Source organism: Hydrogenophilus hirschii, from assembly GCF_054656675.1.
Genome location: NZ_BAAHXQ010000003.1, coordinates 345,188 through 361,058, shown reverse-complemented (window position 1 = coordinate 361,058; position 15,871 = coordinate 345,188). Strand labels below are relative to the sequence as shown.

The 15,871-nt window shown below is 62.3% G+C and carries 14 protein-coding genes; 8 read left to right on the top strand and 6 right to left on the bottom strand.

The window, feature by feature from the left end:
- The first annotated feature begins 10 nt into the window (after positions 1 to 10).
- The 8 genes from ACYQ4Z_RS10590 to ACYQ4Z_RS10555 are packed head-to-tail and all read left to right on the top strand — an operon-like array spanning position 11 to position 10,235.
- Positions 11 to 1,648, top strand: coding sequence for an ExeA family protein (locus ACYQ4Z_RS10590; RefSeq protein WP_459860996.1), 1,638 nt, complete (start codon positions 11 to 13; stop codon positions 1,646 to 1,648).
- Positions 1,649 to 1,651: 3 nt separating this feature from the next.
- Positions 1,652 to 3,472, top strand: a complete 1,821-nt coding sequence (locus ACYQ4Z_RS10585; protein ID WP_459860995.1) for a type II secretion system protein GspD — start codon at positions 1,652 to 1,654, stop codon at positions 3,470 to 3,472.
- A complete protein-coding gene (locus tag ACYQ4Z_RS10580; RefSeq protein ID WP_219973023.1) occupies positions 3,469 to 4,809 on the top strand; it encodes a tetratricopeptide repeat protein in 1,341 nt (446 codons plus the stop codon). The genes ACYQ4Z_RS10585 and ACYQ4Z_RS10580 overlap by 4 nt, the downstream gene beginning before the upstream one ends.
- Entirely contained in the window at positions 4,806 to 6,515 is a 1,710-nt protein-coding gene (locus tag ACYQ4Z_RS10575) for a GspE/PulE family protein (RefSeq protein ID WP_459860994.1), read from the top strand. The genes ACYQ4Z_RS10580 and ACYQ4Z_RS10575 overlap by 4 nt, the downstream gene beginning before the upstream one ends.
- The gene (locus ACYQ4Z_RS10570) at positions 6,512 to 7,708 is read left to right on the top strand and encodes a type II secretion system F family protein (RefSeq protein ID WP_219973021.1); all 1,197 of its coding nucleotides are present in this window, start codon (positions 6,512 to 6,514) and stop codon (positions 7,706 to 7,708) included. Before ACYQ4Z_RS10575 ends, ACYQ4Z_RS10570 begins: the two co-directional genes overlap by 4 nt.
- Positions 7,709 to 9,181 carry a hypothetical protein gene (locus ACYQ4Z_RS10565; protein ID WP_459860993.1) on the top strand — a complete coding sequence of 491 codons (1,473 nt, stop codon included), beginning with the start codon at positions 7,709 to 7,711 and terminating at the stop codon, positions 9,179 to 9,181.
- The gene (locus ACYQ4Z_RS10560; RefSeq protein ID WP_459860992.1) at positions 9,178 to 9,810 is read left to right on the top strand and encodes a hypothetical protein; all 633 of its coding nucleotides are present in this window, start codon (positions 9,178 to 9,180) and stop codon (positions 9,808 to 9,810) included. The genes ACYQ4Z_RS10565 and ACYQ4Z_RS10560 overlap by 4 nt, the downstream gene beginning before the upstream one ends.
- Positions 9,807 to 10,235, top strand: coding sequence for a hypothetical protein (locus ACYQ4Z_RS10555; protein WP_219973018.1), 429 nt, complete (start codon positions 9,807 to 9,809; stop codon positions 10,233 to 10,235). Before ACYQ4Z_RS10560 ends, ACYQ4Z_RS10555 begins: the two co-directional genes overlap by 4 nt.
- A gap of 75 nt (positions 10,236 to 10,310) precedes the next feature.
- Here ACYQ4Z_RS10555 and ACYQ4Z_RS10550 read toward each other — a convergent pair whose 3' ends face one another.
- The 6 genes from ACYQ4Z_RS10550 to pyrE form a co-directional block, all read right to left on the bottom strand.
- The gene (locus ACYQ4Z_RS10550; protein ID WP_459860991.1) at positions 10,311 to 11,078 is read right to left on the bottom strand and encodes a prepilin-type N-terminal cleavage/methylation domain-containing protein; all 768 of its coding nucleotides are present in this window, start codon (positions 11,076 to 11,078) and stop codon (positions 10,311 to 10,313) included.
- Positions 11,051 to 12,667, bottom strand: coding sequence for a hypothetical protein (locus tag ACYQ4Z_RS10545; protein ID WP_459860990.1), 1,617 nt, complete (start codon positions 12,665 to 12,667; stop codon positions 11,051 to 11,053). The genes ACYQ4Z_RS10550 and ACYQ4Z_RS10545 overlap by 28 nt, the downstream gene beginning before the upstream one ends.
- Positions 12,668 to 12,732: 65 nt before the next feature.
- A complete protein-coding gene (locus ACYQ4Z_RS10540) occupies positions 12,733 to 13,389 on the bottom strand; it encodes a prepilin-type N-terminal cleavage/methylation domain-containing protein (RefSeq protein ID WP_459860989.1) in 657 nt (218 codons plus the stop codon).
- A gap of 38 nt (positions 13,390 to 13,427) precedes the next feature.
- A complete protein-coding gene (locus ACYQ4Z_RS10535; protein WP_459860988.1) occupies positions 13,428 to 14,555 on the bottom strand; it encodes an ATP-binding protein in 1,128 nt (375 codons plus the stop codon).
- A complete protein-coding gene (locus ACYQ4Z_RS10530; protein ID WP_219973013.1) occupies positions 14,552 to 15,163 on the bottom strand; it encodes a response regulator in 612 nt (203 codons plus the stop codon). Before ACYQ4Z_RS10530 ends, ACYQ4Z_RS10535 begins: the two co-directional genes overlap by 4 nt.
- Positions 15,153 to 15,791: an orotate phosphoribosyltransferase gene (gene pyrE / locus ACYQ4Z_RS10525; protein WP_285615456.1), complete on the bottom strand. Its 639-nt coding sequence runs from the start codon at positions 15,789 to 15,791 to the stop codon at positions 15,153 to 15,155. The genes ACYQ4Z_RS10530 and pyrE overlap by 11 nt, the downstream gene beginning before the upstream one ends.
- Between the last annotated feature and the right edge of the window lie 80 nt (positions 15,792 to 15,871).

The window sequence follows — 15,871 nt, the reverse complement described above, 5'->3', positions numbered from 1 at the left end:
GAACGTGCCGGTGTCGACCCTCTACCTTGCGCACTTCGGCTTACACGAGCCGCCCTTTTCGATCACACCGAACCCGCGCTATTTCTTCGCGGGCGGGGAACGGGGGCGGCTCCTCGAAGCGCTCACTATTGCGGTCACCACCGACGAAGGGATCACCGCGGTCACCGGTGCGGTGGGCAGCGGCAAGACGCTCCTTGCGCGCCTTCTAGTTGCGCGCTTGAGCGAAATGGGTTGGCACGTTGCCTATTTGGCCAACCCCGCTTTTGCGCCCAACGAAATTGTCGCCGCGATTGCGCACGACCTGGGCGTCTTGGCAAACCCAGACGCAAACGGCGCTACCTCGGTCGCTGCGGATCCGCTACCGGGCGCAACGCTCCTTGACCGCCTCAACGCGGCGCTCATTGCCCGCTACCAAGCAGGGCAACGCACCGCGGTCGTGATCGACGAAGCGCACGCGATGACGCCTGCGGCGCTCGACGAAGTACGGCGGCTCGCCAACCTGGAGACCGCGCAGCATAAACTGCTGCAGATCGTGCTCTTTGCGCAACCCGAACTCACCACGCTCCTTGCCGATCCGCTGCTCCTGCCGCTGCGGGAACGGATCGTGCACCGCTTCACCCTCTCTCCGCTTCCCAAAATGACCGTTGCCGAATACATCGCGTTTCGGCTGCGCACCGCAGGGCTCGCCGGCGAAAACCCCTTCACCCAAGCGGCGCTCAACCGGATCGCGCGCGCCAGCGGGGGGATTGCGCGGCGCATCAATTTGCTGGCCGACAAAGCGATGTTGTCTGCGTTTGCGCGCGGCGCAAAGCGCGTGACCCCGGCGGATGTGCGACGTGCGGAGCGGGAGTTGGCGTGGGAACTCCCCAAAGGCCGTTTCGTGCCTCCCCGCTTCTGGCGTATCGCATTGGTCCTGGCCGTGGTAGCGGTGCTCGCGGTGGCCATCGTCGCCATCGCGCATCGCGATCCTACCTGGACACACTTCGCTGACGGAGCTGCTTCCCCCGCTTCGATGCCCTTGCCAAAGACGCCGCCTCCTTCCGAACACGAATCGGAACCGAGCCCCGTTCCGCAGCTGACCCTCCAAACGCCTGTTGCACCGTCGCCACAATCGACACCGCCGAAACCAACGGCAGCGCGTGAACACGCCGCGCCGCCAACCGAAACGCCACCCGTACCCGTGACCCCACCCAAGAAACCCGAAATCCTGAAACCTTCTCAGATGGCGGCAAACCTGCAGCAAAAACCACAGCGAACCGGCCAAACCCCAGCTGCTAAGGAGAAAAACCGCGAACTCAGCACCACGTCAAACCTCAGCACCGCACGCACACCAAAACCAGCGCCGCAGCAAGCCACGATTACCCAATGGCAAAGGCACGGCTACACCTACGCGATCGTGCTGGACCATTGGCCCACGCTTGCCAATCGGGCACGTGAGCGCCGTATCGACGAACTGCGCAAACAGTTACCCCGTTCGTTTGCTGGCTATTCGCTCGTCGCCCATCAACCCAAAAACCAAAATGAGATTTTGATATTATTAGGGCCATTTCGCCGTGCCGAGGAGGCGGGTATGATGTTGCCCGAGTTGCCTTCCGCGCTCCTGTTGAAAGAACCGCGCGTCGTGGCGCTGACCACCTTGAAGGAATAACCCGTGCGACGTGCCTTACTACACGTGCTCTGTTCGGTCGCTCTCCTTACGGGTTGCGCGGCCCCCGCACCGCGGGTCGAGGACACCCATCTGCAGCAAAACGTGCGTCGCCCCGTGATCGATGATGCCGCGATCCCGCCACTGGCGCGCCCCGGTATCCCACCACGTCTTACCCCGCCCTCTTCGCCGCAACCACAAGAGCGCTACACTCTGGTGGTGCGCGACGTACCCGTGAAAGTGCTGCTCTTTGCCCTGGCGCGAGACGCCAAGATCGATGTCGACCTTTATCCCGACCTGTCCGGCGCCGTCACGCTGAACGCGATCGCGCAACCCCTGCCAGCCATTCTCGACCGCATCGCGGAGCAAGTCGATGTTCGCTGGCGGTTCGAGAATGGTGTCCTCAAAGTTGAACCGGATACCCCTTTCGTGCGTACCTACACCATCGACTATCCCAACCTGGCGCGCACCGTGAGCAGTTCGGTCGCGATCGCGACCCAAATCGCCAGTACCGGAAGGGGGGGCGACACCGGTACCGGAAACAACTCCCAAACCCAAATCACCACCGCGGCGAACAACCAGTTCTGGCAAGCGTTGCTCCGTGGCGTTTCGGCAATCGTAGGGGTGCAACAACCAAACGGCGGAGCAACGACCACGACTTCAACACCGAACGCTGCGTCAATCGGTCAAAGTGGCCAAACATCCCCCCCTGGCGACGCGGCAACGCCTCCATCGGAATCCGCCACAGGCGCAGCGCCTGCCGCAGCCGCTACCGGATCGCCCGCACTAGCCAACCCGGTGGTCGCCAACCCGGAGACCGGCACGCTGCTCGTGCTGGCCACCGCGAAACAGCACAAACAGGTGCAAGCGTACCTGGACCGGATTCTTGCCTCGGCGCGGCGCCAAGTGCTGATCGAAGCGAGCGTCGTCGAAGTCGAACTCTCCGATGATTACCAACAGGGCGTTACCTGGGACCTTTTGCACCAGAAAAACAGCACGTTCCGCTTTCGCACGATCCCCAATGGCACGAGCCAATCGCTTCCAGGTGGCGCCCCTGCGTCAGGCATCGTCCCCAGTATGGGAACGATCGAGTTTCTCCGGCCGTTTGGCTCCAATTTGCTCGATTTTTCGGTGCAACTGTTGCAGTCCTTTGGCAAGACCAAAGTGCTCTCGAGCCCGAAACTGAGTGTGCTCAACAACCAGACCGCCGTGCTCAAAGTGGTCGAGAGCCGTGTCTATTTCACCCTGACTGCGCAGTACCAACCGGGCAGTTCGGGATCCCCGGGAACCTGGACGATCACGTCGGAGCCCAATACGGTGCCGATCGGGTTCCTGATGGCGATCACCCCCCAGATCAGTGACAGCGGCGAGATCATCCTCAACCTTCGCCCCACCGTTTCACGCCTGATCGGATACGTCGAAGACCCGGCCGTCGCGGTCAACCTTGCGATTGCTCGCGGCGAATTCAGCTCACTGCCCGAAGTGCGCAGCCTCGTTCCCGAAATTCAGACGCGGGAGATCGAATCGGTGATTCGCGTCCGGAATGGTGAAGTCGCAGTCTTGGGCGGCTTGATGCGTGACGAAATCGCCGATGGCACCGATGAAGTCCCTGGCGCTTCGCGGTTGCCGCTCGTTGGCGAACTGTTCCGATACCGCAACAACCAATCGCGCAAGAGTGAACTCGTGATCTTCCTTCGCCCGCGTATCGTCACCGACCCGAGTATCGACACCGACTATCGCGACCTGGCTCGGCATCTGCCGGGCAGTGACTTCTTTGCCCGCGATCTGCCTCAACGTCCGCTGATTCCCTCAGTGCCTGAGCGATGAGTCTGCTGCTCGAAGCGTTGGAACGCGACCCCACCCCCCCGCGTCCGCAGCCGAACGACGGTGCGCTCCCACCAGAAGCGGTTGCACCCACAGGCGATTTCTCGCATACGACGGCACACGGGCAAACCGCTACGGCGCTGCATGACCGCGCGGCAGCGGAAACGCTGCATGCCGTTCATGACGCCAATCAACCCACTCAAAAACTCCGGATCGGTTCGGGTGCGCTCGTTGTCCTGAGCCTTGCGGTATTCATTGGGATCGGCGGCTATTTTGCCCTCGAACTACTGCCGTTGCTCACACTCGGCCAGCAGACACCCCTCGCCCAACCTTCAACCAGCGTTCCAGCGCAGCAAACCCTGAGTACCGAAACCACCGAAGCGGCAGCTGGAATCGCACGTAACACTGAGGCTGCGACCGATGCGGGATCGCCCTCTGTCGTTGCTGCGGCGCCGGCCTTGCCGCCCCGCGGCGACGTCGTCCCCCCCGGGGTGGCTCCTACGACACCGACCAACGCCGAAGCGGACACGGTCGACCAGACGCAAGCCCTGCCACCTTTATCGGAACAACCGGCGTCCGAACAACCGAAACGTCCCCTTCCCAGCGCCTCAACCCCAACGGCAGCATCGCATCCAGAAACCGCACCGAGGCGCGAGCAATCGCCGCAGCCCACTGCGCCGAACCCGGACGAAACGACCACCACGCCGCTTTTGCCCGCTGACGCACGGATCGAAATCGTCCGGTCTCGACCCGCCGCAGGTGAGCGCCGTCTGACCGCAGCTTATGCCGCGCTCGACGAACACCGTTGGGCGGATGCCGAACGCTCGCTGCGCGAACTCTCCCGAACCGATCCCGACAACCCGGCGATCCTGTTGGGTTTGGCTGTTGCGGCAGCAGGGCAAAACCGCCTGGACGAAGCGCGCGCATGGTACCACGCGCTGTTGCGCGTCCAGCCCGATCACCCGGCTGCGCTCGCCGCCCTCGTCGAACTCGAACCAGCAAGCGACCTGGTCGGCCTGGAGAGCCGAATCCGCACGGTGTTGGCCAACCATCCCGACGACGCGGCACTCCACCGCGCGCTCGGGTTGATCCTAGCCCAACAACAGCGCTGGGCGGAAGCCCAAGTCCAATTTTTCGAAGCGTACCGCCTTACGCCCGATGATCCCGTCACGCTCTACAACCTTGCCGTGAGCCTCGACCAACTCGGTGAACGGAAGACCGCGCTCCAATATTACGAACAGGCGCTGGCAAGCCATTCCAGCAGTATGCTACCGATCGACCGTGCGGCTCTCTCCCGCCGCATTCAGGCACTGCGTCTCAATCTGGTGGAATCCCAATGACTGAGCCTACCGTCGCGCCGCGCAAACGACTTGGCGAAATTCTGATCGAACGCGGTGTCTTGACACCGGATCAGCTTCAAATCGCGCTCTTCGAGCAGCAACGACTCGGAAAACCCATCGGCGAAACGCTACTTGCCCTCGGCTTCGTCACCGAAGACCTCCTGAGTGAAGCCCTTTCGGAAAACTTGGGGCAAGAGGCGATCGACCTCGAAAAGATCGTCCCGGACCCACAAGCGCTCGGTCTGATCCCCAAAGAGATCGCCCGCCGCTACGCCGCGTTTCCGGTGAGCTTCGACACCGCCGCGAAACAGCTCATCGTAGCGATCGCCGACCCCAACGACATCATCGCGACCGACCGCATCCGCACCCAATTGGGCAGCAAAGCCATACCGGTGTGGCGTTTCGCACCCCGCGCCGCGATCGAGCAAGCGATCGACCAATTCTACGGACGGGAACTCTCGCTCGATGGCATTCTGCGCGAACTGGCCGGGGAGAGCGACCTCTCGCAGTTCACTCAGGAGGACGCGCAGTCGTTTGCCCACCCGATCGTCCGACTCGTCGATGCCCTGCTCACCGACGCGGTGCTCCAAGGCGCTTCGGACATCCATTTCGAACCCGAACCCGCTTTCGTGCGCATCCGTTACCGGATCGACGGCGTCTTACAGCAACGTCGCGCATTGCACCGCCGCTATTGGAACGCGATTCTGGTGCGTTTGAAGATCCTGGCCGGAATGAACATCGCGGAAAACCGCGCGCCGCAAGACGGCCGCATTCAGCTCACGCTGGCTGGCCGTGAAATCGACTTTCGGGCCTCTTCGCAACCCACCCTGGCAGGTGAAAATTTCGTCTTGCGCATCCTCGACTCAAAGCGCAGCGTCGTGCCACTGGATGCGTTGGGGCTACACAACACACAACTAGCGCTCCTCAAACGCCTGTTGGCGCGCCCAGAAGGGATTTTGCTGGTCACGGGCCCGACCGGGAGCGGGAAAACCACCACGCTCTACTCCATCCTCAACCATTTGAACTCCGAGCAGGTCAACATCATGACCCTGGAAGACCCGGTGGAATACGTGCTGCCGCTGGTTCGCCAGACATCGATCGGCGAAACCAGCCGCATCGATTTTGCCGAAGGCATTCGTTCCCTGCTGCGTCAAGACCCGGACATCATCCTCGTCGGCGAGATCCGCGACCACGACACCGCGATCATGGCGTTTCGCGCCGCGATGACCGGGCACCAGGTCTTCTCGACCTTGCACACCAACTCCGCGCTGCGCTCGATTCCGCGCCTCCTCGATTTGGGTATCTCGCCAGAAATCATGGCCGGGAACGTCATCGGCATCATCGCCCAGCGGCTGGTGCGCAGGCTCTGCTCCCACTGCAAAGAACCCGAACCCAACGGGCAGCGGCTACGGGAGATGCTACGCCTGGAAGCGCATGAGGTGCTCTACCGGGCAGTCGGCTGCGCCGAATGCGGCATGCGCGGCTACAAAGGGCGGTTGGCGCTCATGGAGATCTTGGCGTTCGACGCAGGACTCGACGAACTGATCGCGCGTCGCGCCACCCTGCGCGAACTCACCGAATACACCGCTGCGCACGGATTCATCACACTCGCGCAAGACGGGCTTCGCCGGATCCGCGAAGGAGTCACGACCCTGGAAGAGGTGGCGCGCGTCGTCGATATCACTGGGTGGTTTGCGGAAGCATGAGATTTGCCTATCGCGCGCTCACCGAAGATGGTCGGACCGTTCGCGGTCAAATCGAAGCAGAAAACGAAAGCGAACTGGAGCGCGAACTGGCAGCGAACCGGTTGACGCTGCTTGAGGCACGAGAAATCCGCGCGCGGCGCCGAGCCCGTGCACCGCTGCAACCGCGTGACATCATCGACTTTTACTTTCAAATGGAATCGATGCTTCGCGCCGGTGTCCCGCTGCTCGATTTTCTGGCCGATCTGCGTGATACCTCGGCCTCGCCAGCCATTCAAAATCTGGCTGAAGACCTGCATCGCCGCATCGAAGCGGGCGCGTCGCTCTCCCAGGCGCTCGCTGCACACCCAAAAGTGGCGGGGCCGATGATCTGCAGCCTCATCAAGACGGCCGAAGCCACCGGGCAACTGCCCGATGTGCTCGCGCAAATCGTCGCCAGCCTCAAATGGCGTGACGAGCTCAAAGCCCAGACCAAGAAAGCGCTCACCTATCCTGCATTCGTCTTCGTCGTAATCACCGCAGTCGTGATCTTTCTGATGACTTACCTCGTTCCCCAACTGATCACCTTCCTGGAAAACATGGGGCAAACGTTACCGTTTGCCACCCGCGCGCTGATCGCCGTCTCCCGTTTCATCACCGAATCGTGGTACCTGTTTTTGATCGTCCCCACAGGAGCCACACTCCTCATCGCTTTCGTGGCCAAACACAATGTACGGGTTCGGCAGTGGCTCCACCGCCAAGCGCTCCAGATCCCGCTCGTCGGAGCGATCATCCAAAAAATCATCCTGGCGCGCTTCGCCGACGTCTTCGCTTTGATGTACCGATCTGGCGTCCCCATCCTCGACGCGCTGCAGCTGGGTGAGGAGGTCACCCAAAATCTGGAAGTCCGCACCGCGATCGAACATGCGCGTCGCCTCGTCACCCAAGGCGTCCCCATCTCCCAAGCGTTTGCCGGTTCTGGACTCTTTCCGCCACTCGTGATCCGGATGCTGCGCGTTGGCGAACAAACCGGTGCGCTGGACGACGCGCTCGCCAATGTCAGTTACTATTATGCGCGTGACGTCAACGAATCGGTCGCCCGCTTGCAAACCTTGATCGAACCGATCCTGACGGTCGTTCTGGGGTTGATTCTGGGCTGGATCATGTTTGCGGTCCTTGGCCCCGTCTATGACACCATCACCAAGATTCGAATGTAAATGCGCCCGGCACTCTTCTACCTGAGCGAAACCACCGGACTTCTTCCCTTTCCGGCCCGACCGTCGAGCGATGCGCCCATTTTGTGCGTGATCGACCACCCTTCGGAGAGCATGACGCCCATCACCGTCCCTCCGCTCTGGGGGCGCGACCTGCGGCTCTACCTCGAGCGCCGGTTGGCGCAAAACTATCCGGAAACCCCATACCGCGTCGCGCTCCCCCTCTCCTCGGGCACCCCCTTTCGCCCTTCGCGGGAATGGTTGCTGCTGGCGGTAACCGAAACCGAATGGCTCGATCCCTTGCTAACGCCTTGTCTAGAGCGAGAGTCGCCCATCGTGGGCGTTTGGACGGCCAGCCAAGTGATCAGCGCGTGGTTTTCCCGCCACCTCAAAACGCGCGAACCGCTGCTGGCCGTGGTGCGCACACCCGCTGGCATCCGCATCCTCTTTCAGGCGAATCAACGCACGCAACTCTCCCGCCTCTTACCCAGTGAGACCAACCCGGCAAGTATCGCGACCGAACTCGACCGTACCGTCCGCTACCTGCACAACCAAAAATTACTGCCTCGCGAACAGCGTCCCGCAACGCTTTTCCTGGGAACGACCCCCCCCGAGCCTCAAGGAACGCACTCGTGGCAACCCCGCTCGCTTCCCGCCGCCGTGCAGCGTCGCTTTCCTACCGTCACCGAAAGTGGGTTCGTTGTGCTCATTCCGTGGTGGTGTCGGCAATGGCGCCGCCCGCCCTCTCTAGCACCCCGCTCGCTTACTGCACCTTTTCGTCTGCAACAGCTGCGCCTTGCCCTCGTCGGGGGGGGCAGCCTCGTCAGCGCTGCGGTGCTCCTATATGCCGGGGCAATCGCTTTGGAAAGCTGGAGCCTGCGAATGAGCCGCTACCGCTCTGAACAACTCAACGCGCAACTGCAGCGGCAGTTGGCGAGCACCTCAGCGGAGATCAGCGCGTTCGGCGTTGCCGCCGACCAGCTCTTGGCGGCAATCCACATCCACGAGCAGCTTTTTGCCTCGGCGGGCACCTTTCCCGGGCTTTTGACACCACTGAGCCGTGCGCTCGCCGCGACGCCGGAATACCGCCTGGAACGCCTTACCCTCTATCGCCCCGACCCCGCGCCCCTCCCGGCACCGGGTGTCAACCCAGAAGCGACCACAGCACAGCAGCAGCCTGCTCCCGCCACTGATGCACCCGATAATTGCCCACCCCCGCCAACCGCTCGCGCTCCCACCACTTCCGATGCAGCGCTTTGGCTCTACGCCGAAGGACAAACCAACGAAACGCTCCCCCTGAAGCAGCTTTTGGACGCAGAGACCCGTTTCCGAATGCAACTCGCGGCACCCGGGTGGCGCATCGTTTCTTTTTCCCCCCCCGTAGCTACCGATCGCGACACGACATTGAGCGGGGAAAATGCATCCCTGAAACTGCAGCCGTTTCGCCTCTGTCTGGCGTGGAGTCCGAGCCCATGAACGCCGCAGCCCCAACCACACAGAGCACACGAAACCCATTGAAACGAAGCGCGATTCGTGTTGGCATCGTTCTTGTCTTGACCGGAGCAGTGCTGACTGGTGCGCTGCACTGGCAAACGTACGAAACGCAGCAACTCGCGATCGTTCAAGGGCAGCTGGTCCAAACGCAGGAACAATTGCGTCAGACCCAACGGGCGCGTGACAACGTCGAACGCCACCTCTACCGCTACCGAACACTGGAAATGACCGGATTCACCGCTCCGCCCGATCGGGTCGCGCTCATCGAAGCGCTCTTGGCCGCGCAGGCACGCTTAGCGCTTCCCACCGTCCGTTATACGCTGGGCCCGGTGGTCGAAGCCCCGTTCCCGCTCCCGCCGGAGGCCAGCCCGTGGCGCGATCCGGGGGATGACCCGCCAACCAAAATCGCCTACCAACCGCTCGAACTCAAACTGATCGAAGTCCATGAAGGCGAATGGCTCGCTTTTCTGGCCGACGTGCAACAGCACGCGCCGGGGTGGAGCCGGATCGAGCGGTGTGCGTTGCGGCGAAGCGGCGCATTGGGGCTCGACATCGACTGTACGCTGCGGTGGTGGTTCACCCCGCCAACGCATGGAGAAGCGGGGCAATGAGCACTTACCCACGTTCGCAAATCCGAATCCGGACGCGAGTATGGCGCGCGCGGCTGGCGCTTTGCGTCCTGGGAAGCCTATCCAGTCCGCTCCTTGCCCAAACGGCGGCACCCGCTTTGCCTCCTGCCGAATGGCTCGGACGGCTCTTCTTCACCCAAGAGGAGCGGTTCGCGATCGAACAGGCGCGTAGCCACGCCGACCGAACCACTAAACCCGCCAACCCTGCACCGCTTCCGCGTCTGGACGGCGTCGTCCTGGCACCGCGCGAGCGACGCGGTGCTTGGATTGGCGGACGTTTCGTTGCCGATGGCAGCGAATTGGGGGGTTGGCGGCTCAACGTCTATCGCAACGGAATCGTGCTCACCAACACGCAAGGGGAATCGTATCCGGTACCGGTGGGCGCGCAGTTGCCGATCGCGCCGTAACTGGCGCAATGGGCAGGGGTGCAGCACCTTGTCGCACCATACCGGAACGCGGTTCCATACGCCCATACGCACCGGTCACTGGTAATTGGCACAACCGGCGGGCGCTTTCGCGCACAGTTCGTTGCTCGAAAGCCAATCGACGATATCGTCGAACGGGTTCGTAGCGTCTGCAGCCGTTGGTGTTCCGGTCACGAACAGACGGTCGTTACCGTCTGCATTTTCCGCTTCGTCCCCCGTTGCCGCGCCCGGTGCGCGCAACAGCGCCCCCAGTCCATTCGGGCCGTGCGAAAGCAGCAATGCAACGACTGTATCGGTTTCAAACGTCTTCGTACCTGACGGGTCACGACGACACACGGTGATCGCCGAAGGCGTCGTGGGACAATTGGTACCGGATGCGTGTGTCACCGTGCCGCTTCCGGTCACCGCTTTTTCCAAAACCCGGTAACGAAACGGTCGCGTCCACGCATCCACTGCGTCGTTTTTGCTGAGCCCGAGCGCTTGCCACGGCACGATGCCTTCCGCGTCGTTTACCGTCGCACAGCTTGCCCGCGGCTCTCCCGTCGTATTCTCCCACGTGGCACCAGGCGCGCTGGGACAAGGCAGACAGGGAACCGTCGCAGTGACCCCGCAGCGGGCCACCGCGTAACCGATGAGCGCTTCGCGAACCCGCGCCATCTTGTCGCGCGTCTCCTGGATCCGTTTTTGTTCCTGCTGGGCCCCAAACGGAACGAGCAAAGCGCCGAGCACCAGTGCCACCAGCACCAGTACCAACGCCGCTTCGACCAACGAAAACCCACGGCTTCGGGCTGGCTGGCTCATTGCCAGCGCATGCGGAAATCCCATAGCGTCACTCCTTGCCCATTCGCGCCGCTTCCCCAGCCGCCTGTGAAACCGAAATAGGCGCCGTTCATTTCGCCGGGAGCGATCGCATAACAGGCCGAAAGGGAAGGCGCTTGCCCGGAACAAAGATAAGGATCACTGCCGCTCGTGTTAGCGCAATCGAGCCACGCTTGGGCCAGTACGGCTGCCGTGTCGGTGCCGCTACAGTCGCTGCAATCGGCATTACAGCGCGCGTCCAGGACGAAATGGATGCGGTGCGCTAGCGGTTGCGGCTGCTCCTCGAACGCGTTCGCCGGCGAAGGAGCACATCCGGGTTGGCTGCTCCCGGTGCAGCCATTGGTAAGCGGCGCACCGTTCCCCCCTGCGTGGGTGAGACTGGCATCGTATTTCCACGCCAAGTGGTTGCCGTTCGGGTCACGGTCTGCTGCATCGGCATGCACATCCACTTCGAGAAAATAGCGGGTGCGGGCACTGCCCGAGGTGATTACCCCCATGTTCTGCTGCGCGCCGCAGGTCGTAGGCCGCCCCGCTGCGCTATCGGAAAGGGCAAACGTGAATCCGTAACGGCGGTCGACGCCACCAGGAGGATCGGGATATGCGAACCGATAGCGAAAAGTTCCTTCCCACCGTTTGCCCCGAAACGGGACGGGCGCAGTGAAGCCGACTGCGAGCGGATCGAACCACAGACAGGAGCCGCTGCTGCCGTTGGCACTGTTCATCGCTAGCGTGGGTTGGTCGTTGTGCGCGGGGTCGCTGGCGATTACGCTCGCCCCCGCCCCTTCGGGGACGAACCCTTGATGAATGGGCGTCCCGTCGAGCCCCACGCTGTTGAGGTCGATGGTACTGGTGCCGAGTCCACCTGAACTGCACCCCAAGTCCGAGTACGACGCGAAGACGCCCACGTCGTTGTACGGGCGCACACTCATTCCTCCGTCCTGCGGGGTGTGCCAAAGCGATGGCGGCGTCATGACGGGAACGAAGGCTCCCGCAGTGGCAGCGACCGGATTCAGAAGCCCGGTTTCCCTGAGCATGCCTGTTCCTGCCCCCACCGCGTCCTCCAGAAACGCGGCAATGGGCACCGCGGCGGTTCCCACGCTGCTGGCGCGACTTTGCCTCTGCGTCGTATCGCGCGCCGGCCCCGGCGCAAGCACGGCAAAAACGGCGTTTTGCGCATTTGCTGCGGTGACGCCGTCCGAACTCGAGCGCACCGTGAGCGCATCGCCGCTTTGGGTGCAACTGGCATCGGGACAATAGACCACATACCAAAACGGAGCGGTATCGGTGAGGGTGCTACTTCCCGCTTCCAACCCCAGATCGCGCGTCGGCAAGAGGCCAACCCAGAGCCCGCCAGCACCGCTCGTTTTTTGCCGGATGTCTGGCGACCCGTCGGAGCGCAAGCCCGCTGGCAACGGTAACCGGCAGCCATTGGCTTTCGCGTAACCCAACAACGCCGCCCTTGCGCGTTCGAGTTGCGCGAGTACCGTCTTTTCGACAACCGACTGTGACTGCTTTAGATAAGACGTGAAAAACGTAGCCAACAGTGCAATTGCCGCCAGCAACGACAGAATGAGGACCGCTCCCACCCCGCGCATGTGTTGGGCGCGTGGAGGAGCGGGCGTCCTCGTGTGTTTTGGCGGCGCAATAGGCACACTCTGCTTTACAGCGTGGAACACACCGTGTAACTCTGATCCTCGCTATAGGCTGTTGCTGCGGCACCCGGAGCGGTATTGTTGGCACCTTGTGTCGCACGAACGGAACCGGTGTTCGCCACCCCATCATCGATTTGAGAATCGATTGCCGCTGCTGCTTTTCCAGGTACGTTACCTAAGCAGACCATCAAAGTCGCTTGATTATAGCCGAGAACTGCGGCGTTGGTGATCCCGATCAAACCACCGAAAGAGTTTCTGGGCAGTGCCGCTGCACCGGCAACTGTCGCGTCACCGGTCAAAAAACCCGCGGCCCGGAGATGTTGGAAAAAGTTATCGTTTTCCCCCCCTCCGTTGAACGTTTGCGCAGCGGTAACAGCAATTACACCGTTGTTGTCACCACCTTGCGTAACGTTTGCCCACGTTCCGCCGCGCGCCTGAAGCGCTGCCAAGTTGCCATCGTCACCGGGTAAGCGCTTATAGCGGTCTTGATAGGAGTAGTACGCGGTTTTGACCGCATTGATGTCGTTGATCGCGTTCTTCACCTTGGCATTTTCGATCAATTCTTGCCCCTTGAGCACACCACCGAGCAGCAACCCGATGATCACCAGAACGATCGCGATCTCAACCAGGGTAAAACCCGTTTGCGCACGTTTGAAAGCCATCATGGTCTCCTCTCCTTACCCAATAGAACCGAAGCGCAGAATTATTTTACTCGATCAGCGCCTCCTGGTCTGTCCCCTTTTTCATACAGGGGGAGGGTCAAGCAAAAAACCACGCCGCCCTCCTCAACGCGCGCCGTCAGGTCCCCGAGGCATGCGCGGGCCGCCCATTGAGCCTGGAAGAGTCCAAGGCCGCTGCCCTGCCCATCCCCAGAGAAGAAGGGCTGAAACCAGCGTGCCACGTGTTGTGGCGTCACCGGCTCCGACACCGCCACCGCAAAGGCCACTTCGGCGCGGTGGGCTGCGTCGTCACGCCGCACCGCAATGCGGGTGAGCGTACCTTGATGGCGCTCGCTGTTCTCCCACAACTCCTGCACGATCTCGCGCAACCGTTCCGGAACTGCCGCCACGATCGCCTCCCCCTCGATGGGCACGCAACCACCCAACCGCGCGCATTCCGCTTCCAGGAACGGCGTCAAAGCAATCGGGTGCAGAACGTCTGTTGCTTGGGTTGCCTCGGACCAGTGGGTCAAACGACTGAGGATCCGGGTCGCACGTTCGGTCGCTGCCGGTAACGCCGCCGCAAGCATGCGGTGGGCGCTGCGCCGATCGCTTGACGCATCATCGGGCGATTCGAGCGTCACCGGGAGGTACAACACGAACTGCGCCAGGTTTTTGACGTCGTGCAGAAGCAGCGTCGCAGTGCGGCTCCACAGCGCAAAGCCGGTTTCCGTCGCCGCGGCAGTGCGCCAAAGGTCGAGGAGCAGACACAGTTGCAGGGTATCGGCAAGCCGTTTGGCGAAATAGCGGCGCTCCCCCTTTGCCCACGGCACCCAAAGCGTTCCGTGAACGCTGAGATTGGGTACTTGCGCCGAAAAGGGGATCGCCACCGTGCGCGGTCGGTTCGTATCCCCCCAACCCATTTCGTACCTCACCCCGTACCAGTGCCACGCCACGTGCATCCCTTTGACGCCCACCGCGTGCAGAATCGGCCACGCGGCAGCAGGAAAACGGAGGGCGTCGCAATCGTTTGCCGCGTTCGCCTGCAAAAGCCGCTCAGCGGCATCCTCGATCCGCTGGACGTCGCGCAACAACCAAGCCAGAACGCTCAGGACGACCAATCCGGCAATCAGGCTCGCGCCAGCGATCCAGGGCAGCCACGTCGCATTCACCGCTCGATTCCGAACTTTTTCAGCAAGGGATAGAGATTCTCCCGCTTCACCCCCAGACGACGCGCCACTTCGGAAGCGTTCCCCTTGGATTCGCGCCACAGCCGACGCAATACCACCTCTTGGACCTGGTCGTGAATCTCACGCCAGCCGCGTTCGAGCGGAACGCTGAGCGCCACCCGTTCTTGACCCGCGGAAGCGAGCCGCCGTTCGGCCTCATAGAAAAGGCGCGCGCGCTCGACCGCAGCAAGGATCTGTTGCGGCTGTGCGGGTTTGGCCAGAAAATCGAACGCCCCTTCGCCGATCGCCGCCACCGCCGCGGCGTGCTGATCTTGTCCGGTCAACACGACCACTTTGCCGCGAAATCCCGATTGGCGAACGGAAAAAAGAAAAAGGATTCCTTCGTCGATCACGTGGGGTCGCGGCGTCAACCCCAAATCCAGGACGATCACGGAAATCGACGGGTTTTCCGCCAGCAACGCGAGCGCACCTTCACGCGTCCCCGCTTCGAGCACGCGCCACCCCTTCCGTGCAAGCAGCCCGCCCAAGAGTATGCGGAGCGCTGCATCGTCCTCGACGATCAGTACGACATCGTTCGCTTCACACCCCATACCGCGCCCGATACGCTTCCACTGCAGGCCAATGGGCACTGAGCGCGGGGTCGTCTTTGAGGAGCTGCAGGAGGTCGCGCAGCCGCGCCACCGCGATCACCGGAATCCCGAATTCGGCTTCGACCTCCTGCACCGCGGAACGCTCGCCTTGACCCCGCTCTTCGCGGTCGAGCGCGATCACCACTCCGGCAGGGGTCGCCCCTGCCGCGGTGATGCGCGCCACCGATTCGCGCACCGAGGTGCCCGCCGAGATCACGTCGTCGACGATCAGCACGCGCCCGGTAAGCGGCGCCCCCACGAGCGTTCCCCCTTCGCCGTGGTCTTTCGCCTCTTTGCGGTTGAACGCAAACGGTCGGTTGAGCCCGCGTTCGGCAAGGCGAATCGCGACGCCGGCTACCAGCGGAATTCCTTTGTACGCCGGGCCGAAGAGCGCGTCGAACGTGAGACCACTCGCCTCAATCGCCTCGGCGTAGAAGCCGCAGAGCGCGCCGAACGCCGCACCGTCATCGAAATGGGCCGAGTTGAAGAAGTAGGGCGAACGCCGCCCCGCTTTGGTGACGAATTCGCCAAAACGCAGCGCTTGCCGTTCGAGTGCCAAGCGAAGAAAAGCCTGCGCGGTCGCTGTCATCGAAATGCTCCGGAGTGGTTTTTGCGCCCTATTGTACGGCAGCCGCCGGAAAAAAAACGTAAAATGCGCTTTTGCGCATG

Bases quoted from the DNA above. Each gene is read 5' to 3' on its own strand.
- ACYQ4Z_RS10580 (WP_219973023.1), top strand. From the start codon at position 3,469: ATGAGTCTGCTGCTCGAAGCGTTGGAACGCGACCCCACCCCCCCGCGT.
- ACYQ4Z_RS10575 (WP_459860994.1), top strand. From the start codon at position 4,806: ATGACTGAGCCTACCGTCGCGCCGCGCAAACGACTTGGCGAAATTCTG.
- ACYQ4Z_RS10570 (WP_219973021.1), top strand. From the start codon at position 6,512: ATGAGATTTGCCTATCGCGCGCTCACCGAAGATGGTCGGACCGTTCGC.
- ACYQ4Z_RS10565 (WP_459860993.1), top strand. From the start codon at position 7,709: ATGCGCCCGGCACTCTTCTACCTGAGCGAAACCACCGGACTTCTTCCC.
- ACYQ4Z_RS10560 (WP_459860992.1), top strand. From the start codon at position 9,178: ATGAACGCCGCAGCCCCAACCACACAGAGCACACGAAACCCATTGAAA.
- ACYQ4Z_RS10555 (WP_219973018.1), top strand. From the start codon at position 9,807: ATGAGCACTTACCCACGTTCGCAAATCCGAATCCGGACGCGAGTATGG.
- ACYQ4Z_RS10550 (WP_459860991.1), bottom strand. From the start codon at position 11,078: ATGGGATTTCCGCATGCGCTGGCAATGAGCCAGCCAGCCCGAAGCCGT.
- ACYQ4Z_RS10545 (WP_459860990.1), bottom strand. From the start codon at position 12,667: ATGCGCGGGGTGGGAGCGGTCCTCATTCTGTCGTTGCTGGCGGCAATT.
- ACYQ4Z_RS10540 (WP_459860989.1), bottom strand. From the start codon at position 13,389: ATGATGGCTTTCAAACGTGCGCAAACGGGTTTTACCCTGGTTGAGATC.
- ACYQ4Z_RS10530 (WP_219973013.1), bottom strand. From the start codon at position 15,163: ATGGGGTGTGAAGCGAACGATGTCGTACTGATCGTCGAGGACGATGCA.
- pyrE (WP_285615456.1), bottom strand. From the start codon at position 15,791: ATGACAGCGACCGCGCAGGCTTTTCTTCGCTTGGCACTCGAACGGCAA.